Here is a 23,966-nt window from a genome sequence, read left to right as displayed (position 1 = left end):
AATATGTCAGAAATTCAACTAAAAATATACCCAGCTTTAGATGGCGACAGCTTTCTTTTGAGTATTGAGGATACTCACATCTTGATAGATGGTGGATATGTATCAACTTATAACGATCATATTAAAAATGATTTGATTACTATTCATCAAAAAAATCAATTATTATCTCATGTAATTATTACGCATATAGATAGGGATCACATATCAGGAATCGTCAAATTTTTAGAGGAAAATAATAAAGACAGAGTCATAGAAATATCAAATATCTGGCATAATGCATATAGACATTTGCCAAAACAAGCTAGTATCAAAAAAGAATTGATAAGTCTAGAAAATAAATCCTTAATTAATGAGATTAAGGGGGGAAGTTATTTGAAGAATTCCACAATAGATAATAAAAACATAAGTTCAAAACAAGGGTCTTCTTTAGGCGCATTAATATTAGAAGGTGGATACTCTTGGAACTCAGAATTTGGCAACAAAGCAATAGCAATTGAAAATCTACAAAACGTCAGTATCAATGAAGAAATAGAACTGATTCTACTCTCTCCTAATAATGAGAAATTACAGAAGTTAGAAAAGGCATGGAAAAAAGATTTAGAACGTGGAGGGTATAAAGGAAAAATTACTGAGGATTCTATTTTTGATGATGCGTTTGAGTTTATGATAGCAAAACAAAAACCTAAGAAATATTCAAAAGAGCAAAATATTTCTTCTTCTAAATTCAGTATGGATAAATTATTAGAGAGTAAATTTATAGAAGATGCAACTACTGCAAATGGGAGTTCTTTAGCTTTTATAATTAAATATAAAGATAAAAACTTGCTATTCTTAGGCGATTCTCATCCAAGTTTAGTTTTGCAACAGTTAAAGAAATACTATAATACACAATCCTCTCCTATTTATTTCGATTTGATAAAGGTTTCACATCATGGTAGTTGGAATAATACAAGTCCAGAGTTACTAAGTTTTATAGATTCAGAAAATATTATTTTTTCAACTAATGGAAAAAAACACAGTCACCCTCATAGTGAAACGATAGCTAATTTTATCAGTAGAAAATGTGAATTTAAACGTAAGTTATACTTTAATTATACTACCTCAACTTCTCAATTATTTGATCAGGATATGAAGAGTGGGTATAATTACGAAATAATAACAGCAGAACCAAACCAACCATTAATACTTTCTATATGAACTCAATTATTACTAGTGAAGACCTAAAGTATAGCTCTGTAAATATCAGATGTGGGGAAGAAAAAGAAAGTGGAACAGGTTTTTATCTGTCAAAAAATATGATATTGACAGCTGCTCATGTTATAGAAGACAATGAAGATATTTTTATTAACAATGTTCCTATTAGGTGCAATGTTATAAAAGATGATGATAAGGATGTATGTTTAATAACATTGTTAGAAAATAGCAAAGAAAATCATTTCTTAAAGCTAACTAATAAAGGTTTGCAGTATAATCAGCAATGTAAACTATTTGGATTTTCCATTTTAGAGAGTAGTAGAGGAAGGTTCTATGAAGGAGTTATTTCAGATATAGACCGTAATAAAAATTATTTTCATATTAGAGTAAATGATACAGATGACGATTATGATTATTCAGGAGTATCAGGTTCAGCTGTTTCGATAGGTGATCATATTATAGGCATCGCTATCCGTTGTGAAGATGGCGAAATAAAGGTAATACATGTTAATGCTTTTTCTTCATTTATTGAAAAGGCTGGTATAGTTGTAAATCCCTATAAACCTTATGCAATACCTGAAGAATTACAAAAACTCTCTGATACCTATATTCCTAATTATGCTTTTTTCGATCAATTAGATGAAAAACTAAGTAATAAGCAGGGATGGTTTATATGTGTAGGTTCGCCAGGGTCAGGCAAGACAACGGCTATAGCTTCATATATACCTTCAAATGAGAGTATAAAAGTATGTGGACATTATTTCTTAAAAATCCCTCAAGATAAACAGTCTCCTGCTATAAGAAGCTCTAAAAATAATATTATTTCTTGGCTTGAAACAACTCTTTCTAATCAACTAAATAGAACTATTGATAGTACAAATGATATAGAAAAAAGAATAGGTTATATTTCTTCAATGCTTGAAAATTTATCTGTAAGTAGTAATGGAATAAATCATGTGATGTTTATAGATGGTTTAGATGAGATTGATAATATAACTGATTTTCTTAGTGTTATACCAAAAAAACTTCCAAAAGGAATTTCAATTATACTTTCTTGTACATCATCCGAAATACTTCCAGCAAATATAAAAGCTAAATTAGAAGACAAATCTATTTCTATCCCACCTTTATCTATAGAAAAGTGTGAGGAAACTATAAGGAGAGCATTTGAAGATAAAGAATTTACTGCCTTGTCAATACAAAAATTGGCAAAGAAATCAGAAGGTCATCCACTTTACTTGAATTATTTAATAGAATCTATAAAAGATTACGATGATAAAGGCTTGAATTTAGAAACATTAATAGAATCAATGCCAACTATTAATGGGGATATTAAAGAATATTATGAAGAAATCTGGTCTAGTTTATCAGATAAAATAAACCAAATTTGGATATTGATAATACTATCTCAACTAAGAGTTCCTATTAAAAAAAATCAATTATACGATATTTTACCAACTGACCATAAATCAAACTTTCAGAATGATTCTTTTTCAATAAATTATTTAATTAAAGAAGGTAAAGAGATAGAACTTTATCATACATCTTTTAAAAACTTTATCATAAAGAAAGCAGAAGAGAATCTAAGGTTAGCAAATGACTATATAGTAAAATATTGTATTGATAATAATGAAGAGTATTTTTCAGTAGAAAATGTTCTTTATCATAAAACATTAAGTAGCAATTACAAAATTTCTATTCAAGATTGTAATCAGCAGTGGTCAGATATGGTTGCTTTCAATCATGTAATGCCCAGTTTGGTTATTTACGACATAAAAAAAGTAATTAAAATTTGTTTAGAGGAACAAGATTCTACTAGTTTAATACGTATTTTGTTGTTGTTACAGCGTATTGAGTTCAGATATGAAAGTGTACTTGCTGAACATTCCTATCTTATCGCCAAAGCTTTAATAGCTCTAGATAAAGGAAAGCATGCTATAAAATATATCATCAGAGATGAATCATTATTAGTTAGCAATAATGAAGCTCTTGAATTATTACAGCTTTTTAATGAGAATAATTACAGAGAAGAAGGAAAAGCGTTATCTACTATTCTAGACAATAACTTTCGTGTCTATCTTCAGGACGAGTTTGGAAAAGTATTAGGAGGTTTTAGTGTAGAACCATTTTTTTTTCAAGTGAAGTTAACATCTTTAAATTTTTCACTAGAAGATAAGCTTACACATGAGCAGGCTTTTTATTCTATTGATATGATACTAAAACTTATAAATTTTGTTCGTTCAAATGATAGTGAAAACCATGCAAATGACTTGGGAGAAGAATTTAATAAGGTAGTCCCTTTTTCAAATGCATATCTTAGGAGAATGAGTAATGAGTTCGACTCGCTAAAAGAATTTGAAGAAGTAAAAGGGGAGCTTAATAAAAACTGGACAAGACTTCATATTTTAGAAAAAGTAAACTACGATTTTTTTAATAAATATAGTAATAAACAACATTTCAATGGTAAAAAAGAGTTAGTTTCTTTGATAGAAGAATTAATTGATAAGTATGGCTATGAGGAGAATGAGAGAAATACGAAGATATTAATTTTAGGGTTAATAACAGACAGTAAGAGAACTGATATAGTTGAGAACGCAATTCAAACATACTTGAATAAATATGTTCAAAAGAATATTAAATTAAGTTTTAGAAGCGAAAAAAATGGAGTTGATTTAGATGATGAAGGTTTAAGAAGTTTTTATATGTATAATAAATTTATAGGGTATTTAAAAACTGATGAATTAGCTATAAATATTCCATCTTACTATTTTAATTGGGAGTTATCTTTAGAAAATTGCCTAATGCATTTAGGTATGTTAGAGGGTAGATTAAATAAAAAATTTGCAGAAGGTAATGATTCATCCAAAGAGCTAGAGTCATTAAAAAAGATAGCATTGAGTCTCAAATTTGATCTAGATGAAAGATCTACTTGGAAACGTAGCTATTTTTTACCTGAAGTTATACTACCTTTTATTTATGAGCAAATTACAGATATATTTAGTACATACTTTAATAGTAATTTAGGCTGGTGGATAGAGAGAATAGTAGAAAGAAGTCGCTATCAATTAGGTTTGTATACAGAAGGTTATAGAAACTCCTTATCAGATATAATTGAACGCTTGATTAAGAACAACGACAAAAGATATGCTCATCAGGTAATAAAATTATTAGAATCTCATATTCTTGAGCATATACAAAATAGATGGGAAAGAACACCAGAATTACTTAAAGTAGTAGAATACTATGGTTTAATCAAATGTTTTGATAAAGGGGAAGATGTATTTAAAGAAATGCTGAAAACTTCAATGGGACCATCTTGGTATAAAGAGGCTCAATTTCAACTTATTAATTCAGTGGCAGAAAATACTAATTTGCAGTCACAAAAGGATTATAATTATCTACAAAATGCTTGTAGTTTGATAGATTATGCTTCTGGTGAGATGACTTTTCAACAATATATTAGAAATACAAAAACAAATCTAGCAACGACTTTCCTAAATGAAATAAATTTTAGTGGTGCAATAGAATATGTGAAATTTGAAACAGTTCCACCACCTCAAATACTTATTCAGAATGCAGAAAGTAACAAGTTGGATAACTTAAAATTAGGATATGGGTATGTACAAGGAGCTAATAATATAGACATACACAGTGCTATAGTAGAAATTATTAAATGTTCTGATGAGTCATTACCTGAACTAAATATTTTTTTACTTCTTATCTTTACTATTAACAATGATACGCCTTTTTGTTTTAAATCATTTGCTACTTCAATAGCAAATAATTTAATAAAAGTAGGGGATAGAGAACATCGTATTATCTTCTATGATTGCATATACGGCATACTGCTTTCAGAAGAAATGAAAGACTACAAAAATGAGTATAACCAAACAATCTTTAATCAGTTGAGTGATGATTTGAAAACAGAATATGAAGAGCTTTTTAAAGAAAAAGGTATTTATATAGATAACCCCAAATCTTCTATATCTAATGAAAGCAACAAGGATATACAAACTGAACAAAGTGAATTGGATAAATTTAACTCCCTTTGTGAAAATGATGGTTTTTACTCTCTAGGTAGAGAAGGGTTGATAAAAAATGGAGTAAATGCATTCAAAAATAGTGGATTAACAGGTATTTGGTATAATCGTTTCTCAAAGGATAGTGATCAAGCTAAAGACAACCTGAAAAGCTTATTTGATAATGATAAAGAAATTATTAAATATCTTCAACCATTTATAAACAATATAGATACAGAGGCTTGGGTAGTTGTAGAAAATCTTATTGACTTCTTTGCTAATAAACTAACATCTGATCAAATTATAGATATAAGAAAAAGTATAATAGAACATTTTAATTTATTAGTCTATCCTCCTCAATATATAATTGAAAAATATCAATGGGTAAACGGAGAGAAAGAAGAGATTTCTGCTAATGAAGCACAGATAAGTTTTATTATTTGGCTCTTAAACTATCCTACTTATGATATTCGGAAAAAGACATTTGCTACAATATGTTATCTGATAAAAATGAAACCTAGTTTTGCACTAGTTCCTTTACTAAATGAGTCTCTAAAAGACAAGCCATTACGATCTGTAGAATTATGTGTAGATATACTCCTAAAAAATATAGAAGAATGTTTTTTAGATTTTATCGATATTCTAAAAGGTAATTCTAGTTATTTAGAGCAAATTAAAAATATTAGGCATCTATCTATTTTTAAAAAATACTTAGATATTGCTTCATTTTTAAAAGATAAAGGGTTTTCAAGTTTACATAATGAAATGAATAATAATATAAAAAATATAGCCTTATTCTCTCCTAACATAGCTGTAGAGGATAGAATAGTTTATGATATTCAATATATTCTAGATGATTTGGAATCAGGAGGCTTTTTAAGCAAGGATTTTTATAAAGAAATTATTAATACTATTGAAAAATGTTGTTATCCACTTTCTTGGCAAGAATATAAAAAGTCAGATTCATATTTAGCTCGGAGTTTTGTAGGTGGTAAAAGCTTATTAGTTAGATACCCAGAATTACAAAGATATGCTTTAAATAAAGCTGCTATGAATGTCATAGGTAAAAATAATATTAATCAATTGTACCAAATTATTAATCAATATTAAATCATGTCTCAACCAAATAATCGAATAGAATTAGAAAGAAAACTCTACCTTTTTAAGGAACAGTTAGAGAATGGAAATGTATATTTTTCTATTCATACACCTCGATTAGGAGATAGTGTCAAAAATGTAAAGTCAACTCCTAATTTAAGGGTTAATTTGAGAACTGTTAATTCGCTAGTTAGAGCTTCAATAAACGTTATTGATTTGCAATTTTCTAAACAAGAAAAATAATGAATACTTTCAATTCTAGAAGAGATTTAGAACGTACTACTCATCTTATTATTGAAGAGTGTAATAAATCAATAAAATTAGATAAAGGGCAATCTTTTGTCAGAAAATATAGAATTTTTTTTAAAAGGCAAGGTTTTATGAGTCTTGAAAAAATTAATAACCCCTTACCTAATAGAAGAATTGATATTGTAGAAATTGATCCTATAATTAGATCGATTGGAAGACTGCATGATATACATTAACTATACAAATATTTTATTTAAACTCTTGCTTAAAAAAACATCTTTATGGAACTACTATATCTTTGGATCGAAAAATATAAAAACATTGAAAAACAGGGGTTTAATTTTAGCCCTTTGTATGATTTCAAGTATGATGAAGATACGAAAGAACTCAGTGTTGATAAAAAAGGAAATGAGGATTTTTATAAAGATTTTTTTAAGCTAGAAGAAATATTGGATACAAGTAGTGATGGTTCAGAACAGCTTGGAAAAATAACCAATGTTACAGCTATTATTGGGGAGAATGGATCTGGGAAAAGTTCTGTTCTTGAAGGTGTTTTTAATAAGGATATAGAAGCAATTAGAATTTTTAAAACTGAAATGAATTTGTTTGTCGTAATTCATTCTGATAAAATCACAATAACTAACAATTATCTTGATAAAGGAACATTTGAAGTTTTTAAGAAAAAAGAGTTTGATCAATTAGTTAAGGAGTTTAATGAAGAGGAGAAGAAAAAATATAAAATAAATGCTCTATACTATAATAATATTATGGAAGGTAACACAAAGTCAATATCCATGATAGATAAAGTTGATAACTTGTCTTTGTATTATAGATTGTACGAGCACGAGGAGAGATATCAGCATAATTTTGAAATGTACTCATTTTTTAACCAATGCACGCTAATAGAATATATCAAAAATAAGAAGAATTATACCTTTCCTTTTGATTTACCAAATAGAGTATTACTAAAAATTAATTACAATAAAATAAAAAGTTTCTTTGGTACAACAGATAATAAAGGAAGTTATTTAAAATTTCCTGCTAATCCTCCCCCAAATGATAATTGGAAGAATTTAGGTTCTGGAAATCATTTTACATCAAATTTTATTAAATACGTGAAATGGGCAATGTTTTATTCTCTTTTCACTGGAGATTCTTTTTCGACTAATTTCTTGAATTATAATGAAATGCATACTGAAAGAAGAGAAAAAATAGATAAATTATTGAGTGAAATACCTGAAAATGTTTCAGATGATGAAATAATATCGTTAGGGTGTCAAGTATTAAGGGATTATTTTAGTAGCTCTTATAAAGATAATGTAACCCTTCCAAACGAATATCAAAAAATAGACGAAGTAGAAAGTACAATGAAAGACATACTTACTATTTTAGAAGAAAATATTTTTAAGCTAAATAAGAATACTTTAATACATAATTTAATAGATTTTGATATATTAGTTAATTTGGTTAAGAAAATTAAAGAATTAAAATTGGTCAGTCCATTAGATTTTTCATGGGAAAAAGATGATACAGAATTTTATTTTAGCTCTGGCGAAAATGCTTTATTAAGTCTGTTAGCAACTATTTACAATTCAGAAGGTAGAAATAGCAATGATAATGATATTAATGTATTAATAGATGAAGGCGAACTAGGCTTACATCCTCAATGGCAAAAAAAATATTTAAACACATTACTTGATGTTTTACCACAACTATTTCCAACTCAAAATATTCAGCTCATTTTAACCTCTCATTCTCCATTTCTTGCCTCTGATCTTCCAAAAGAAAATATTATTTTTCTTGAAAAAGGAGATGGTGGGAAATGTGAAGTTGCTGATTTAGCAAATCAACAAAGAACTTTTGGTCAAAATATCTTTGAGTTGTTTGCAGATTCATTCTTTGTGCAAGATGGATTAATTGGGAAATTTGCTGATAATAAAATCAAAGCAATAGCTACAAAACTCAGCGAACTAAAATTAAAAGTTGAAAAAGAGGAATCTATAACTTCAAAAGAGCTTAATCAATTGATAGATGAGATTGATATGATAGGGGATGACTTTATTCGTTTCAAATTCAATGAATATTATGCCTCTATTATTACAGCATTAGATAATTCACCTAAATCTAGGCGACAAAAGCTACTCTCAGAGCTTAAAGAAGTTGAGGACAAAGCTAAAAATATTCGTAATAAACTTTCTAAATCAAACGACAAGGAGGACTTATAATCATGAAAGCAATTAAAGAGAAATTCAAAAATGGTAATCTCAAGGGTGAAAAAAAGTGGGAGGATATTGAAGCAGAATACCTTAATCTTATACTGCCTGTTTGTGAGGATTGTCAAAATAAAATAACTGATAAGCAAAATTGTGGTAAATGTAGTAAGATAGGCTATGATAACACAGGATTTCTTTTAAGTAGAATTATAGCGAAAAAAGATGCTTCTACTACAGATACCACAATAGTAAAACTACTTGAGTTTTTAATTGATGATATCGAAAATAATAAAGGAGTCTTAAAAGATTTATTGATATCTGAAGAGTTTGATTACAATAAAATAAAAATGGTTAGTGATGATGAAGAAAATAAAAAACTATTAGTATTGTTATTTCCTAAACTAGTTTTAAAAGATTATTATTTTACCACTCCAGAATTTAAGGAGTGTATAAGTGAAGTGTTTCAGTGGATTAATAAACAAGAATTTAAATCTGAAAGTCAGTTTCCAAAGGACGTTTATAAATACCTTTCTACTAATAAACATTTCAAAGAAATATTGAAGAATTTGAATAAAAATATAAATAATTTTGACGTAAAAAAGAAGATTTATAAAAAAAAGAAAAAAATAGCAATCAAAGACTCTTTCTGTAATATAAACATCAGCAAAAAGTGGCTGAATTATAATTTTAATAATTTAGAAAGCCTTGTTAAAAATGAAATAGACATTATTGTAAAAAATCATCCAGATCCTGATAAAGGAAGACGGAAAATTTTAAGTACTTTAAAACACAAGGATTTTCTTTCCCTTGGTAACCACGTCAAGAGAATTGAGGCATTACAAAAAAATAATAATAATGCTACTAAGGATAGTCTTAGAGATTTAATAAAGGTTCTTTATCCAAGTGGTAATTTTGCTATAAAAGTTATTTGTAAAACCACAGAGAAAGAAATAGAAAATGAAATAAAGAAATTAATTGCACATTTATTTGACAATACTCTATTAACTTTTCTTTACAAAAACATATTCAACTATACAACCCTCCAAAAAATGCATGGAGGATGGTTTGCTGACAAGTTAGGTATAAAAGCTTGTCCCTACTGTAATAATCAATGGGTATTGTCGGTTGATAAAGATGATAAAGGCAAACTTAAACCCAAATATGAGCTTGATCATATCAAACCTAAATCAATATTCCCACATCTAGCTATTTCTTTATACAATCTTGTACCAAGTTGTAGAAATTGTAATTTAGCAAAAGGAGATTCTTATGAAGATTTTTTTAATCCATATTCAGAGAGTTTTCATGATAATGCTAAGTTTAAATTATTAAACAATAATAATTTTATATATTATTTAAGTAATAAAGAAACGATTGAAAATTCTAAATTAAGTCTTTCTTGTACAGTTGATAAAAAAAAACCAGATGGCACAGATAATCTTAATTATAAAACTGATTCTCAAAAAGTTGAAAACCATAAAAAGAAATTTGCTTTGGATGAGATTTATACCCTTCATAAGGATATCATAGAAGAAATATACGCAAAAAGATATATTTATAAACACAATAATACTTGGCGAGATAAGATCAAGAAAATGCTTGAAGGTTTTGATAAAACAATAAATGGAAAAAACTTAGATCATGAAATAGATCGTTTTATCTATGGAACATATACAAAATCATCAGATTTTCATAAACGAATTCACACTAAACTACATAATGATATTATTGAGGAGTTAGAAAAGTTTGATATCTCACGAGGAACTATCCCAAAAAGTGTGTAAGTTGTAAAATTTATAGGGTTGAATTGATTTATAATTTAACCCTATCTCCAAATATCTCCTAAACTAACAACTCAATCTCTCCTGTATCAAAGCAATTTTTAAGACTTAAAATAGGAGGTAGTTTTTTCACAGAAGGGTTATTTTTCAAACGCTCATCACTTCTAGCATTATCTTGCCAACAAATAATCAAATCACAGTTTTTGGTAGAGTTTAAATGTCCGTGTCGTATATAATTATAACTTTCAAATTCGAATTCTACGTCTAATTCGAAATTTTTCTTCTTTTTCCCTGTCGTTTTGCAGCGAATGTTTGCATCAGGAAAAGCTGTTTGTATATATTTGATGGCAACAAAAGTTATCATCTCTTCTTTCCATTCAAATTGAGTTCCTCTTAAAGATTGAAACATAATACAAAATAACCCAACCACTCCCATTTCATTAATGGGTTCATTCTCCAATAGAGCACTCACATCTTTAAAGTATTCTGAAGTAAAAGGGTCGCCAAAAGGATCTTTACCATTTAGAGCTTTCTGTCTAGCTCTATTTCGTTTGCGTTTTTTAGCTTCCTCCTTACCTTTCTCTATATTAATGTTTATGATTTCCTCAATATTTTCTTCTGTTAAATCATATTCTTCACTATCTACGATCATTGTTACTATACCTACAATGTCAGAAACAGTCGGTTTATATCCTTCGCTACCTTCTGTTTCTTGCGATTCTTTTTCTCTGATTTCTTTCAAAACTAACTTTCTTAGTTTATCATTTTCAATCTCAGCAATTACCCTTAAATGGCTGACAAGCATTATATTACCAATTTCTTCTTTGGTAAAATTGCTGCGTATAATAATGTAGTTGTTTGCTGTCTGTGGGCTGATATCTATTTCTGTTTTAGTATAATTCTCAAATGTTTTATAGCGAGGAACATACTCCTTTTTATTTTTAACAATCATCAATAAATCTCCTGCATTCCAAGCAGAAATCCCTGAATTATCTACTTGACTAATCAGCTGTTTGAGCTGTTCTGTATCTTTTATGAGATCTTGTTCTTGAATGGTTTGCATGTTTTATATATGTGTTTTGTAATTCTATCATAGTACCTATTCATAAAGTTATTCTAATACTTAATATTAGAAGTAATTGATTGTCAAAATACGAATTTTATTTAAAATAAATAATTTGCGTAGCACTTCATAAATTCGTTACTTGCTTAGTAATTTTTAAACATACTTTTTAAGCAAAAAAAGAGAAATAGAAAATAAATGGCAATTAAAAAATCAGAATTATATAGTTCTATTTGGGCAAGTTGTGATGCTTTGCGTGGTGGAATGGATGCAAGTCAGTACAAAGATTATGTATTGACTTTGCTTTTTATAAAGTACGTTTCAGATAAATACGAAGGAAGTCCTTATGGTGCTTTAGTTGTTCCTGAAGATGGAAGTTTTAAAGCAATGACGGCTCTCAAAGGAAAAGCAGAGATAGGGGATAAAATGAATAAGATTTTTGCCTCACTAACTACTGCCAACGGACTGGACGAACTAAAAAACCTAGCTGATTTTAATGATACGGACAAGCTCGGTCAAGGCAAAGAAATGATTGACAGACTTACCAAACTCATTACTATATTTGAAAATCCTGCGCTGAATTTTAGTAAAAATAAAGCTGGAGGAGATGATTTACTTGGAGATGCTTATGAGTATTTGATGCGTCATTTTGCTACACAGAGTGGAAAAAGTAAAGGACAGTTTTATACACCAAGTGAAGTAAGCCGAATTGTAGCAAAAGTATTAGATATTCAAAATACGACAAACAATACTACTTTTTATGACCCTACTTGTGGTTCGGGTTCACTTTTATTAAAGGCTCTTGACGAAGCTGATGGAAAAGGAAGTATTTACGGACAAGAAAAAGATGTTTCTACGGCTGCCTTGGCTCGTATGAATATGATTTTGCACGATGATACTTCGGCAGTTATTGCACGAGGACAAAGTACGCTTTCAGACCCTAATTTTAAAGATGAGAATGGCTATTTACGAACTTTTGATTTTGTGGTTGCCAATCCTCCTTTTTCTTTAAAAGATTGGAGTACAGGATTTAATCCTCAAAAAGACCTTTTTAGTCGTTTTGATGGTATTGGAATTCCTCCTGATAAAAATGGCGATTATGCTTTTTTGATTCATATTATCAAATCCCTAAATAGTACAGGGAAAGCTGCTTGTATTTTGCCTCACGGTGTTTTATTTAGAGGAAATGCCGAAGCTGTTATTCGTCAAAATCTTATTGATAAAGGATATATAAAAGGAATTATAGGGCTTCCTGCAAACCTTTTCTATGGTACAGGAATTCCTGCTTGTATTATTGTCATTGATAAAGAACATGCCAATGGTAGAACGCATATTTTTATGCTTGATGCTTCCAAAGGATTTATCAAAGATGGAAACAAAAACCAACTTCGTGAGCAAGATATTCATAATGTGGTAGATGTTTTTAATAAACAGTTGGAAGTTCCAAAATATAGCCGTTTGGTAGCTATTGAAGAGATTAAAGACCCAAAAAATGACTATAATCTAAATCTACCAAGATACATAGACAACCAAGACGAAGAAGATATACAAGATATTGAGGCGCACCTTTTGGGAGGAATTCCAAATATAGACATTGAAAGCCTAGAGAAATATTGGACGGTATATCCTTCTCTTAAAAATGACCTTTTCGAAGCTACCGACCGACCTAATTACAGTCAGTTACGCATAGCAAAAGAAGACATCAAAACAGCTATTTTTAATCACGCTGAATTTGTTAGTTTTTCTGAAGAAATGGAAAATCTGTTTTTAGAATGGAAAACACGCATAACTCAACAGCTCAAAAACTTAGAAATAGGATTCAAGCCTAAAGAATTGATTCATACTATTTCAGAAGATTTATTGCAACATTACACCAACAAACCATTACTAGATAAATACGATATTTATCAGCATTTAATGAGCTATTGGAATGAAACAATGCAAGATGATGCCTATTTGATTGCTTTAGAAGGTTGGCAGGCGAATGTAGAACCTATTTACAAAGAAATCAAAAAGAAAGGAAAAGAAACTACAAAGAAAGTCATCGGACACGATTGTGATATTTTGCCTAAGACACTCGTTATAGAACGCTTTTTCAAAACCGAAAAAGAAACACTACAAGACTTAGAAGCGCAACGAGAAACAGCACTTTCAGAAATTACCGAATTAGAAGAAGAACACAATACTGAAGATGGTCTTTTTTATGATTACGATAAAATCAGTAAAAAGAATGTAGAAACGCATCTTAAAAAACTCAATAAATTAGACAGTAAAGAACAAGATAAAGAAGAGATTGTCATTTTAGAAAACTACCTTAAATTACAAGGAAAGGTATCAAAACTAAATGCTCAAATCAAAACCAAAGAGGCTTCTTTAGATGGAAAGGCTCTTTTGAAATACCCAGAGCTGACTGAGCAAGACATAAAACAGCTTATTGTAGAAGACAAATGGATAGGTGTACTAGAAAAAAATATAAAATCTGAAATGGAACGCATTAGCCAACGCCTTACCCAGCGCATACGTGAACTGGCAGAGCGTTATCAAAGCACACTCCCAGAGCTACAAGCCAAACAGCAAGAAATGGAAAGTAAAGTAATTGCTCACCTTCAAACTATGGGATTTTAATGGAAAAACAACTAAAAAACGGATATAAAAGTACGGAGGTTGGAGTGATTCCTAAAGAGTGGCAGGTTAAAACTATCAAAGAAATTGCACCATTACAAAGAGGGTTTGATTTACCAAATAGAGAATTAGTAACAGGAATTTACCCAGTAGTTTATTCAAATGGGATTGTAAATTATCATAATAAGTTTCAAGCGCAAAGCCCAGGTATAGTTACAGGTAGGTCGGGAACTATAGGCAAGGTAACTTATGTGGAAGAGAATTATTGGCCTCACAATACTGCTTTGTGGGTAACTAATTTTAATAATAATGATTCAAAATATATCTACTACTTATTTCTTAAAATTAAACTTGAACGTTTTGCAACTGGTTCAGGTGTTCCAACTTTAAATAGAAATGATGTACACGATTTTCAAATCCCTATCCCTCCCCTAAAAGAACAAAAAGCCATAGCCAATGCCTTGAGTGATGCCGATGTATATATTTCTTCTTTGGAAGAACTCATACAGAAAAAACAAAATATCAAACAGGCTACTATGCAAAAACTTCTAAAGCCGAAAAAGGATTGGGAAGTGAAGACTTTGGGGGAAGTTGCAGATATTAAAAAAGGGCAAATGATTACAGAAAGCCAAACTGTTTTGGGGAATATTCCTGTTATTGCTGGAGGAATGAAACCATCTTGTTATCACAACAAATCAAATAGGAAAAAGAATACTATTACAATTAGTGCATCAGGTGCAAATGCAGGATATGTTGCTTTTCATAAAAATGAAATTTTTGCTTCTGACTGTTCTACAATAGAAAATAGTAATCAATATAATATAAAATTTATTTATTTTCTTGTCTTGAGCAAACAAAGATTTATTTATAAACTGCAAGTAGGAGGAGCGCAACCTCATATTTACCCTGAACAAATTAAGAAAATAGAAATTTCACTCCCTCCTATTTCCGAACAAACCCAAATAGCCACCATTCTATCCGATATGGATAATGAGCTAGAAATCTTAGAAGAAAAGCTCCAAAAAGCAGAGCAGCTTAAACAAGGTATGATGCAAAATTTACTCACTGGAAAAATACGACTACTATGAGCAAAAGAACCGTTTCACCAGAGCGTGAAGTACAAAACCGTGTACTCAAGGTATTTCAAAACGAATTAGATTATCGTTACATTGGCGATTTGTCAAAAGAAGATAATCATAATCTTCGTCGAAATGATATAGAGGCTTTTCTAAAAAAGCAAAACTATACACCTGTTTTGATTCAAAAGGCTCTCTATGAATTAGAAAAAGCCGTTTCTATCAGCGCACAGGATAGCCTCTATGTAGTAAATAAAGATGTCTATTCTTTATTGCGTTATGGTGTTTCGGTCAAAGAATCAGCAGGAGAGCAGTATCAAACTGTCTATTTTATAGATTGGAAAAATATCCATCAAAATGATTTTGCTGTTGCTGAAGAAGTCAGTACAAAAGGCGCAAATCATACACGTCGTCCAGATATTGTCCTTTATATCAATGGAATTGCTATTGGAGTTTTAGAACTCAAAAAGTCAAGTGTATCAGTAAGTCAAGGTATTCGTCAAAATATATCTTGTCAAGATCATTTATTTGTAAAGCCTTTTTTTACAACGGTTCAGCTCGTTATGGCAGGTAATGATAGTGGAGGCTTGTATTATGGCACAACAGGAACAAGTGAAAAATTCTTTTTGAAATGGAAAGAAGAAGAAAGTACCTACCAGCCTGATAGTTTTCCATTAGATAAAGAAATAAAGGAGTTTTTGAATAAGGAGCGAGTTATGGATATTCTCTATAACTTTATCATTTTTGACTTTGGAACAAAAAAATTATGCCGTCCAAATCAATACTTTGGTGTAAAAGCAGCACAAAAAAGCCTTTCTAATAAAGAAGGTGGTATTATTTGGCACACACAAGGAAGTGGAAAAAGTCTAACAATGGTTTGGCTTGCCAAATGGGTACTAGAAAACAAACCACTCGGAGATAGTCAAAGAGTGCTTATTGTTACTGACCGTACCGAATTAGATGACCAAATTGAAGGCGTTTTTTCAGGTGTAGGAGAAACTATTGCACGTTCAAAAAGTAGTGCCGATTTGCTCACACAACTCAATGATGTTGGTAATCGTCTGATGTGTACGCTAGTGCATAAATTTGGAGAACGCACTACTGACGATGACGAATTAAAAGCATTTCTCAAAGACTTAGCACGTCCTAAAAATTTCAGTCCAAAAGGAGAGTTTGTTGTTTTTATAGATGAATGTCATCGTACTCAAAGTGGTTCATTGCACGATGCTATGAAAGCCTTACTTCCTGAAGGTAGTCGTATTTTGATAGGTTTTACTGGAACTCCTCTACTCAAAAAAGATAAAAAAACGAGTTTAGAGAAATTTGGTTCTTATATTCATACCTACAAATTTAATGATGCTGTAAAGGATAATGTTGTTTTGGATTTACTTTATGAAGCTCGTGATGTGGATCAGCATATTGTCGATCAAACAGGTATTGATGACTGGTTTGATGCTCACACCGAAGGAATGAATGATTTACCCAAGGCACAACTCAAACAGCAATGGGGAACAATGCAAAAACTACTTAGTTCTAAAAGTCGTTTAGAGCGAATTGTAGCCGATATTAAAATGGATTTTGCCAAAAAACCACGTTTGAAAGCCAAACGAGGAAATGCCATACTTGTTGCTCGTAGTATTTACGAAGCCTGTCGCTATTACAAAATTTTTACCGATTACGGATTCAAACGATGTGCCGTAGTAAGTAGTTTCGAACCCAATGCACAAAGTACAAAACAAGAAGAAACAGGAGACGGCACAACAGAGAAAAAAGAGCAATATGAGATTTATCAAAAAATGCTCAAAGATTATAATTTTGAAACTTCTCAAGCTGATAAGTTTGAAGATTTTGTTAAAAAGCAATTCAAAGAAAATCCTAGTCAGATGCAGCTTTTGATAGTTGTAGATAAATTATTGACAGGTTTTGATGCTATCCATTGTACCTATCTTTACATTGACAAAAAGATGCAAGACCACGGTCTTTTTCAAGCTATTTGTCGCACCAACCGTTTGGGTAAAGAAGAGGTAGATCAAGATTTTTATAAAGATTTTGGATACATCGTAGATTATCAAAGTTTGTTCGGCAAACTAGAAGATTCTATTACTACATATACTTCTGATGCCTTTGACTCATTTGACGAAGCTGATATAAAAGGTTTGCTTTCTAGTCGTCAAGAAAAAAACAAGGAGCAATTAGATGATGCCATCGAAACACTACATCATCTTTGTGAGCCTGTCGCTCCTCCAAAAGAATTACCTCAATATTATAATTATTTTTGTGGCGATCCTTCCAAACCAGAAGATTTAAAAGAACGAGAACAAAAGCGTTTGACTTTCTATAAAGCTGTTGTTTCTTTGATTCGTTCTTACAATAATATCGCTTCCGAAATTTTGCAATCCTATTCTAAAGAAGAGGCTGATAAGATAAAAAAGCTAGTCAATGAATACACAGAGTTGCGAAATAGTATCAAAGAGCATAGTGGCGATTATATAGATTTGAAAAAATATGAGCCAGAGATGCGTCAATTATTGGATATGTATCTAACGGCTGACCCTAGTCGTATGCTTTCCAATTTGGGAGAAAAAAGCCTTTTACAACTCATTATTGAAAATGGAATTGAAGATGCTACGGAACATTTATCTCCTCAAATAAAGAAAAGCAAAGAGTCTATTTCGGAAGCTGTAGAAAATAATATTCGTAAAATCATCATTCAAGAAATGCCTATCAATCCTATTTTTTATGGAAAGATGAGTGAGTTATTGAGTGATTTGATAGAGCAGCGAAAAACAAATGCGATTAGCTACGAAGAATTATTGAAAAAATACGAAGAGTTAGCTAAAGACATGCAGCCAGATGGAAAAAAACAAGATTATCCTGCTGATATAAATACACCAGCCAAACGAGCTTTGTATGATAATTTAGAAAAAAATGAAGCGATTGCACTTGCTTTGAATGAATCTATTTTACTCAACAAATACGATAATTGGATAGGGCATTTTAATAAGGAAAGAAACTTGAAAATACAGGTTGTTCTCCCTATCTTAGTGGAACATAAGAGAGAAGATAAATTAGAATCTATCTTTGAAATTATCAAACAGCAAACGGAGTACAAGTAAGAATGGAAAATAATACATTACAAATAGCCGAAAATTTGAACATTGATGTCATTCGAAAAAGCATCAAAAATGTTCATTTATCAGTACATCCTCCTGAAGGTCGTATTCGCTTGGCAGCTCCTTTGAGTGTTAGTGATGATACATTGAGATTATTTGTAGTTTCCAAAATTGGTTGGATAAGAAGACAACAACGTAGTTTTCAAAAACAAGAACGTCAGTCTGAAAGAGAATATAAAGAAAAAGAAAGCCATTATTTTCAAGGTCATCGTTATCTCCTTCGGATTACAGAAAAAGACGAAAACCCAAAAGTAACTCTGCAATCTAAAACTCACTTAGATTTACAAATACGTCCTAATTCTACCCAAGAGCAAAAAGATAAAGTAATGAGTGATTGGTATCGCTCTGAACTCAAAAAACACATTCCTAGTCTTATAGAAAAGTGGGAAACTAAAATGGGTGTAAAATGTAACGATTGGCGCATCAAACAAATGAAGACTAAATGGGGAACTTGCACCATTGAAGAAAAAAGAATTTGGCTTAATTTAGAATTAGCTAAAAAACCTTTGCATTGTTTAGAATATGTTATTGTCCACGAACTTACCCATCTTCTAGAACGCCATCACAACGAGCGTTTCTATGCTTACATGAATCACCACCTTCCCCAATGGAAACAAATCAAAAAAGAATTGAATGAGTTTGTTTTTTGATATACTACCACATAAAAATCTAAAAAGTATAACATTTTAGTTATGTTGTAATAAAAAAACACAGAGGATTTATCAAACTCTCTGTGTTTTTTTATTGTTACTTGTTTAATAATTAGTCCGTTACTAACTGAATACTTTTACCTCCATACTTAAAAGTAGCTTTGTAGTTTGCATCAGGTAAAGAAATTGCAGGTTCTATTACTTTTTGTAACAAAATACTGATATTTTCATAAGCATCCAAAGGTAATTTTTGCATTTTACTTTTAATTTCTTCCTCGTCAGGTTTGTGCTTCTCAAAAATTGCTTGGAATGCTGAATTAGCAACTACAACTTTGGCAATTTTTTTTGTTTCTTTCTTTTTTGCATCATAGATTTTTTCCTCTCCTTTTATGATTGGTTTTAAACCTACTACAGTTTTTTCTACATCCTTAGTTTCTGTGTACTCTTTCTTAGTTACAACTTTTAATACGACACCCTCTTGCTGTACAATATTGAGCAGCCTAGGAGTTCTAGATACTTGGACATTTACGTTTTGTTTCTTGTGGTCAATATCTACACTTATTTCATCCAGTTCAAAACCGATCGTATAAAGGCTTGTAATCTTCATTGTAACTTGAGCAGACTCCCCTTCACTAAGCTCTACAGTTTCCGTAACTATCTTCTCATGTTTTTGAACTTCTGCAACAAAATTAGTTAATGATTGCTGAACCCCACTTTGCATTTGAGGGGCAACACGGTTTAAATCATTCCCAAAAGCAACCTTGAGTAAGTTGTAATAGATAGTTTGAAGGTAATCTTCCTTTAAAACCCAGCAAACATTTCCTGTTTCAAGACCTATTATAGAGGCGTATTGAGAATTCTCCTTGCTGTAGGTTAGAACAACGTCAGCTACTGAACATAAATCCCAAGCAATAATATCAATCAAACTATGTGTTGTATGATAAGAGTGATAATTATAAAAGCTAGATTTTGCATCTGCTTCAATTCCCCATACTCTATAAATCGACAAATACTTCTCATAATACTGACTAGCTAAAGCAGGGTGAATTCTTTCATATTGCAAAATAGCATCCTCTCTTTCAATAGCAGAAAGTTCTAATCGTAGAGAAAGATAGTCAATCATATCAAGATGTATTTTTTTAATCAGAGCACTAAAAGTACTTGCATCTTCATAAATAGACTTTCCTTGTATAGTATGAATGTCTTCCACTAATTGAACATAATCTAAGGTGGATGGTAAATCAACCTCTTTTAATGTTATATTTTGCCCTTTTTTAAGTAGAATATTATAGGCGTTTTGATATCCATCTCTCCAACCCATGTTATACACCTTAGCTCGTATTTCTTTATACTTGCTTGAAGTGCTATCATAGGCTTCTTCTAAAATATTTCTTCTAACACTTTCTCTATACAAATCTATTTGCGCTTTTGCGTTTCCACTTCTTTTGAAAGCTCCCCAAAAGGCATCTGCAAGATATTGTAAGTTATAGTATTTAGCTGCGTCTTTCTCATTCATAGCTCGTAAATTTCCAATTTTACTAGAGTCGGAACTTGTGGGAGTCATCACTATGGGGATGGCATATTTTAACCACGAAGAATCCATGTTTACTAACTTTTCGTTAAAACCTAGTTCATACCCTTCGTCTTGCCCTTTTTTTATTCCTTTAGCATAACCTTCAGAATAACCTTCCTCATGTCCTTGCTTGTAACCCATAGAAATCCAATACTCTCTATCTTTTTTATGAGAAGTATTTTCTCCTGCATTTTTTGCAGCATCAATTATAGTCTGAGGGTTCTCATTTTGACTAAATACAGGAAAGAGAATACCACAAAAGACAATTACTAATAAAATTAGTGTGCGAGTTCTTCTAATATTTTGCATAGTTCATTTGGTTTGTGATAACCTAAAATAATTTTATTTAAAATAGTGTTTGTAGTGATTTGTCCATTACTATCTCCACTAACTTTAAAAATTAAAATTTGTGGATAAGTCACTAGCTGAGGGTCAAAAGCTATTATCAAAGAATCTTGAAGACGGTTTGACAACCCATCTTGACCTATTCCTCCTGGCATACGGTCTCTAACTTCTTCTGCATTAAAAGATTTGACATCGTATAAGCAAGTCGTATATTGACTAAACAATTCAGCTAATTTTTTATTTTCTCGAATATCATTTAGCAAAAGATTACACCATTGGATGCTATCATTGATAACAAGAAATATTACGCCTTTATCTTTTTTTCTTATACTTTTTAAAGCTAGAGAAGAAAATCTAGCACTCTCATCTCTTACAAAAATATTATCGTTTGTTGTTTTGTTTTTTATGAGGTACTCTCTACGATTTTGTATGACGCTCTTCATCATAGAGTATTGACCTGATGTGAACTTACTTCTCACGTCATAGTACGACATAAAATTATCAAAAGGAAGTTCTGTAAAACGATTGCCGTAACGATCCACATAAAACCCTTTATTTTTAATTTGCGCCTCAATTTTAAACTGAGTGATTGTTGTGTCAACCTCTGTTTCTTTGAGAAGGTTGATGTCAGGTGGAGTGTCACAGATGTAGTCTCCAGTTCTTTTGCAATCTCCATTCGGAAAAGGTTTACTATTCACGCTACCGAAAGTGTGCAAAAGCCCAAAGTAATGTCCCATTTCGTGAATCAATACTTGATTATTGCTACTAGCTTTAAAGTCATTTGCCACAATAAAGATATAATCTTGTTTATCAGTTGGTAAACTAGCATATCCATCAATATGATTCTTGTCACTTAGGATATCATCAAAAACATCTATTGCCAAAACATCATCCATTGTTGCATTCTCTAGCTTGTCAATATTCAGTTTTGAACTTGAGTTTTCGATAATTAAAGCAGGTGCCATACTGAATTGAACCTTAATTGGTGCAAACACTTCGTTAAGATTCTTAAGGGCAATATTTAAATCTTTATTATCGATTTTAGAGGTGTTACCTTCCTTTGAAGCATGAATACGGAACTGTAGCTCCATTTTGATACTGCCATTTATATCTTTGAATAATTCTTTTCTTTGTTTCTGTCCTTCCAACAATTTCTTCTCCACCTTTTTAGTAATGAATTCTGGAGTATTTTCAGGTACACTAGCTCTATCTAGACCATGAAAGCGTTTATGAAAAGATGGATTGTATTTTCTTTCTACCCCACAGTTGGATTGGGCGTAGGTTGAAAATGCAAACAAAAAAAAGTAAAAAGTAGTAATATATTTAAACATAGTTTTATTTTGGATAAAAATAAATGCTTTGCGTGAGCAAAGCATTTATTTAATTTTACAACTTATTTCATTACTTCAATTCTTGGCAAGCCACCTGTCCGTTGCTAATGTAAAAACGATAACGATAAGTTTGTCGTACTCTAATTGTTCCTGAAGCTCTTCCTATAGTAACTTTTACATTAGTAGAAGCTTGACCTTGAGGTAAATAATATTCTTCGGCTCGATTAGCTAAAGTATAAGAGCCGTATTGGATAGAGAGGTTTAAACTTGTATTCGTTCGATTCTCAATTGCAAACTTTCCTAAAGGAATGAGAGAACCATCATCGGAACTGGCAGAACAGCCTGAGCAAGAAATAAAATTGATTTTATCATTTTGCAAACTAGAAGTTTTTACAAAATAATTTGACTTATCTTCTTTTTTCTGAGGCATCGTACTCGCACAAGAGAAAAGAGATATAAAGAAAACAGTAAAATATAAAATTTTAGATGTCATAATTATTATTTGTTTTAAAAGTTAATTAATTATTATTTGGATTGGTATTTTCTGGCTGTTGGTTGTCTTTTGCTTCCTTAGCACATTTGTTTACTTCTGCACTACCTTGTCTTCCTAAAACATACCCTGCAACTGTTGAAAAGAGAGCTAACACAATAGAGATTTGTTCGATGCTGTAACCCATAATAACCAATATAACTGTGGGAATAATAAGCATAAACAAAGTCAAAAATTGAGAAACACTTGTGTCAATTTTCTTTTCTTTATTGAGATGAGTAAAACCCAAAACCAACCCCAACAATATAAGGCTGAAAATCATTATTGCAGCACCTCTCCAAACTTCTGCTGAAGTTATAGATTGAGGTTGCATTAAATATTCATCTTCAGATAGTTTAGATTTGAACGGTTCAGTTTCTATGGTATCCGCAGAAATAAAAATTATGGACTCTGTTTCAGTTGTGCCTTGTGCTTGAGTAAATGCAACAACTTGAAAAAATAAAATAAGACAAAATAGTATCTTTTTCATAAAATTGATATTTAATTTAAATACAGATTGAGAATGACAAATAAGTGGTTTGTAAAAAAGTATAATCTTAAAGAAAAGAGCTAACCGATATCTAAGTAGTGTAATATTTAAAAGTAAAATATACTCTCTTATAAACATAGTTGATAAATCATATTAAAAGTCACATAAAATTTTGTTTTTTTTATTACACCCTTCCTGCATGATATCTTCGTAAGTATAAAAGCCTAATTGAATAGCCTTGTGAAGTAGTAAAATAGAACAGTCTGAAGTTTCAAGAGTTTCCTTAATACGCTTCAAATGACTTTCAACTGTACGACTACTAATGCTTAACTCACGAGATATTTCATCGTATGTCATTCCATCACATCGAAACTTTAATACTTGTTTTTGTCTTTTAGTCAATAAGTTAGGATTCATACTATTAGTGATTATTCGGTTCAATCAGATAGGTATTCTAACTTAGAAAAAGTCACAAAAAAGTTAAAAATTTGATGATTTTTCAAAATTTAAAATTCCTATCATCATTTGTTAAGTGTTGCTAATTATATAGGAGGTCTAAG

General features: G+C 30.8%; 16 protein-coding genes. 10 read left to right on the top strand and 6 right to left on the bottom strand.

Annotated elements, in window-relative coordinates:
- Window positions 1–3 precede the first annotated feature (3 nt).
- Genes avs1a through ACE193_RS21185 form a run of 6 tightly spaced genes read left to right on the top strand, consistent with a single transcriptional unit; the run spans window position 4 to window position 10,557 of the window.
- Complete coding sequence (gene avs1a, locus ACE193_RS21210; RefSeq protein ID WP_375560201.1) at window positions 4–1,197, top strand: AVAST type 1 anti-phage system MBL fold metallo-hydrolase Avs1a; 1,194 nt, start codon at window positions 4–6, stop codon at window positions 1,195–1,197.
- On the top strand, window positions 1,194–6,323 hold the full coding sequence (locus ACE193_RS21205; protein ID WP_375560200.1) for a trypsin-like peptidase domain-containing protein: 5,130 nt from the start codon (window positions 1,194–1,196) through the stop codon (window positions 6,321–6,323). Before avs1a ends, ACE193_RS21205 begins: the two co-directional genes overlap by 4 nt.
- Window positions 6,324–6,326: 3 nt before the next feature.
- A complete protein-coding gene (locus ACE193_RS21200) occupies window positions 6,327–6,554 on the top strand; it encodes a hypothetical protein (RefSeq protein WP_375560199.1) in 228 nt (75 codons plus the stop codon).
- Complete coding sequence (locus tag ACE193_RS21195; RefSeq protein ID WP_375560198.1) at window positions 6,554–6,796, top strand: hypothetical protein; 243 nt, start codon at window positions 6,554–6,556, stop codon at window positions 6,794–6,796. Before ACE193_RS21200 ends, ACE193_RS21195 begins: the two co-directional genes overlap by 1 nt.
- A 45-nt stretch (window positions 6,797–6,841) precedes the next feature.
- The gene (locus ACE193_RS21190) at window positions 6,842–8,785 is read left to right on the top strand and encodes an AAA family ATPase (RefSeq protein WP_375560197.1); all 1,944 of its coding nucleotides are present in this window, start codon (window positions 6,842–6,844) and stop codon (window positions 8,783–8,785) included.
- 2 nt (window positions 8,786–8,787) lie between these two features.
- Window positions 8,788–10,557 (top strand): HNH endonuclease, encoded by a 1,770-nt coding sequence (locus ACE193_RS21185; RefSeq protein WP_375560196.1) that lies wholly within the window; start codon window positions 8,788–8,790, stop codon window positions 10,555–10,557.
- 58 nt (window positions 10,558–10,615) lie between these two features.
- On the opposite strand, the gene ACE193_RS21180 is transcribed toward ACE193_RS21185, so the two are convergent.
- On the bottom strand, window positions 10,616–11,617 hold the full coding sequence (locus ACE193_RS21180; RefSeq protein ID WP_375560195.1) for a hypothetical protein: 1,002 nt from the start codon (window positions 11,615–11,617) through the stop codon (window positions 10,616–10,618).
- Between the two features lie 198 nt (window positions 11,618–11,815).
- On the opposite strand from ACE193_RS21180, the gene ACE193_RS21175 reads away from it, so the two are divergent.
- From ACE193_RS21175 to ACE193_RS21160, 4 genes are read left to right on the top strand one after another with little or no spacing between them, the layout of a single operon-like run.
- The gene (locus ACE193_RS21175) at window positions 11,816–14,242 is read left to right on the top strand and encodes a type I restriction-modification system subunit M (RefSeq protein ID WP_375560194.1); all 2,427 of its coding nucleotides are present in this window, start codon (window positions 11,816–11,818) and stop codon (window positions 14,240–14,242) included.
- On the top strand, window positions 14,242–15,327 hold the full coding sequence (locus tag ACE193_RS21170; protein ID WP_375560193.1) for a restriction endonuclease subunit S: 1,086 nt from the start codon (window positions 14,242–14,244) through the stop codon (window positions 15,325–15,327). The genes ACE193_RS21175 and ACE193_RS21170 overlap by 1 nt, the downstream gene beginning before the upstream one ends.
- Window positions 15,324–18,431: a type I restriction endonuclease subunit R gene (locus ACE193_RS21165; protein WP_375560192.1), complete on the top strand. Its 3,108-nt coding sequence runs from the start codon at window positions 15,324–15,326 to the stop codon at window positions 18,429–18,431. The genes ACE193_RS21170 and ACE193_RS21165 overlap by 4 nt, the downstream gene beginning before the upstream one ends.
- Window positions 18,432–18,433: 2 nt before the next feature.
- The gene (locus ACE193_RS21160; RefSeq protein WP_375560191.1) at window positions 18,434–19,138 is read left to right on the top strand and encodes a M48 family metallopeptidase; all 705 of its coding nucleotides are present in this window, start codon (window positions 18,434–18,436) and stop codon (window positions 19,136–19,138) included.
- Between the two features lie 112 nt (window positions 19,139–19,250).
- Here the strand turns inward: ACE193_RS21160 and ACE193_RS21155 are convergent, their stop codons facing one another.
- The 5 genes from ACE193_RS21155 to ACE193_RS21135 all read right to left on the bottom strand — a co-directional run bounded on the left by ACE193_RS21155 (window position 19,251) and on the right by ACE193_RS21135 (window position 23,823).
- Complete coding sequence (locus ACE193_RS21155) at window positions 19,251–21,020, bottom strand: hypothetical protein (RefSeq protein ID WP_375560190.1); 1,770 nt, start codon at window positions 21,018–21,020, stop codon at window positions 19,251–19,253.
- Entirely contained in the window at window positions 20,990–22,387 is a 1,398-nt protein-coding gene (locus ACE193_RS21150; protein ID WP_375560189.1) for a M43 family zinc metalloprotease, read from the bottom strand. Before ACE193_RS21150 ends, ACE193_RS21155 begins: the two co-directional genes overlap by 31 nt.
- A gap of 70 nt (window positions 22,388–22,457) precedes the next feature.
- A complete protein-coding gene (locus tag ACE193_RS21145) occupies window positions 22,458–22,880 on the bottom strand; it encodes a hypothetical protein (RefSeq protein WP_375560188.1) in 423 nt (140 codons plus the stop codon).
- A gap of 25 nt (window positions 22,881–22,905) precedes the next feature.
- Complete coding sequence (locus tag ACE193_RS21140; protein WP_375560187.1) at window positions 22,906–23,406, bottom strand: hypothetical protein; 501 nt, start codon at window positions 23,404–23,406, stop codon at window positions 22,906–22,908.
- Window positions 23,407–23,559: 153 nt separating this feature from the next.
- Complete coding sequence (locus tag ACE193_RS21135; RefSeq protein WP_375560186.1) at window positions 23,560–23,823, bottom strand: response regulator transcription factor; 264 nt, start codon at window positions 23,821–23,823, stop codon at window positions 23,560–23,562.
- Window positions 23,824–23,966 lie beyond the last annotated feature (143 nt).

Origin of the sequence: Bernardetia aquimarina (assembly GCF_042180575.1) — a bacterium.
Lineage (GTDB): Bacteria > Bacteroidota > Bacteroidia > Cytophagales > Bernardetiaceae > Bernardetia.
This window is presented reverse-complemented; position numbering and strand designations above follow the sequence as displayed.

Coding starts and splice junctions, on each gene's coding strand:
- ACE193_RS21195 (WP_375560198.1), top strand. CDS start 6,554: ATGAATACTTTCAATTCTAGAAGAGATTTAGAACGTACTACTCATCTT.
- ACE193_RS21145 (WP_375560188.1), bottom strand. CDS start 22,880: ATGACATCTAAAATTTTATATTTTACTGTTTTCTTTATATCTCTTTTC.
- ACE193_RS21135 (WP_375560186.1), bottom strand. CDS start 23,823: ATGAATCCTAACTTATTGACTAAAAGACAAAAACAAGTATTAAAGTTT.
- ACE193_RS21205 (WP_375560200.1), top strand. CDS start 1,194: ATGAACTCAATTATTACTAGTGAAGACCTAAAGTATAGCTCTGTAAAT.
- ACE193_RS21140 (WP_375560187.1), bottom strand. CDS start 23,406: ATGAAAAAGATACTATTTTGTCTTATTTTATTTTTTCAAGTTGTTGCA.
- ACE193_RS21185 (WP_375560196.1), top strand. CDS start 8,788: ATGAAAGCAATTAAAGAGAAATTCAAAAATGGTAATCTCAAGGGTGAA.
- ACE193_RS21155 (WP_375560190.1), bottom strand. CDS start 21,020: ATGCAAAATATTAGAAGAACTCGCACACTAATTTTATTAGTAATTGTC.
- ACE193_RS21170 (WP_375560193.1), top strand. CDS start 14,242: ATGGAAAAACAACTAAAAAACGGATATAAAAGTACGGAGGTTGGAGTG.
- ACE193_RS21190 (WP_375560197.1), top strand. CDS start 6,842: ATGGAACTACTATATCTTTGGATCGAAAAATATAAAAACATTGAAAAA.
- avs1a (WP_375560201.1), top strand. CDS start 4: ATGTCAGAAATTCAACTAAAAATATACCCAGCTTTAGATGGCGACAGC.
- ACE193_RS21150 (WP_375560189.1), bottom strand. CDS start 22,387: ATGTTTAAATATATTACTACTTTTTACTTTTTTTTGTTTGCATTTTCA.
- ACE193_RS21160 (WP_375560191.1), top strand. CDS start 18,434: ATGGAAAATAATACATTACAAATAGCCGAAAATTTGAACATTGATGTC.
- ACE193_RS21200 (WP_375560199.1), top strand. CDS start 6,327: ATGTCTCAACCAAATAATCGAATAGAATTAGAAAGAAAACTCTACCTT.
- ACE193_RS21175 (WP_375560194.1), top strand. CDS start 11,816: ATGGCAATTAAAAAATCAGAATTATATAGTTCTATTTGGGCAAGTTGT.
- ACE193_RS21165 (WP_375560192.1), top strand. CDS start 15,324: ATGAGCAAAAGAACCGTTTCACCAGAGCGTGAAGTACAAAACCGTGTA.
- ACE193_RS21180 (WP_375560195.1), bottom strand. CDS start 11,617: ATGCAAACCATTCAAGAACAAGATCTCATAAAAGATACAGAACAGCTC.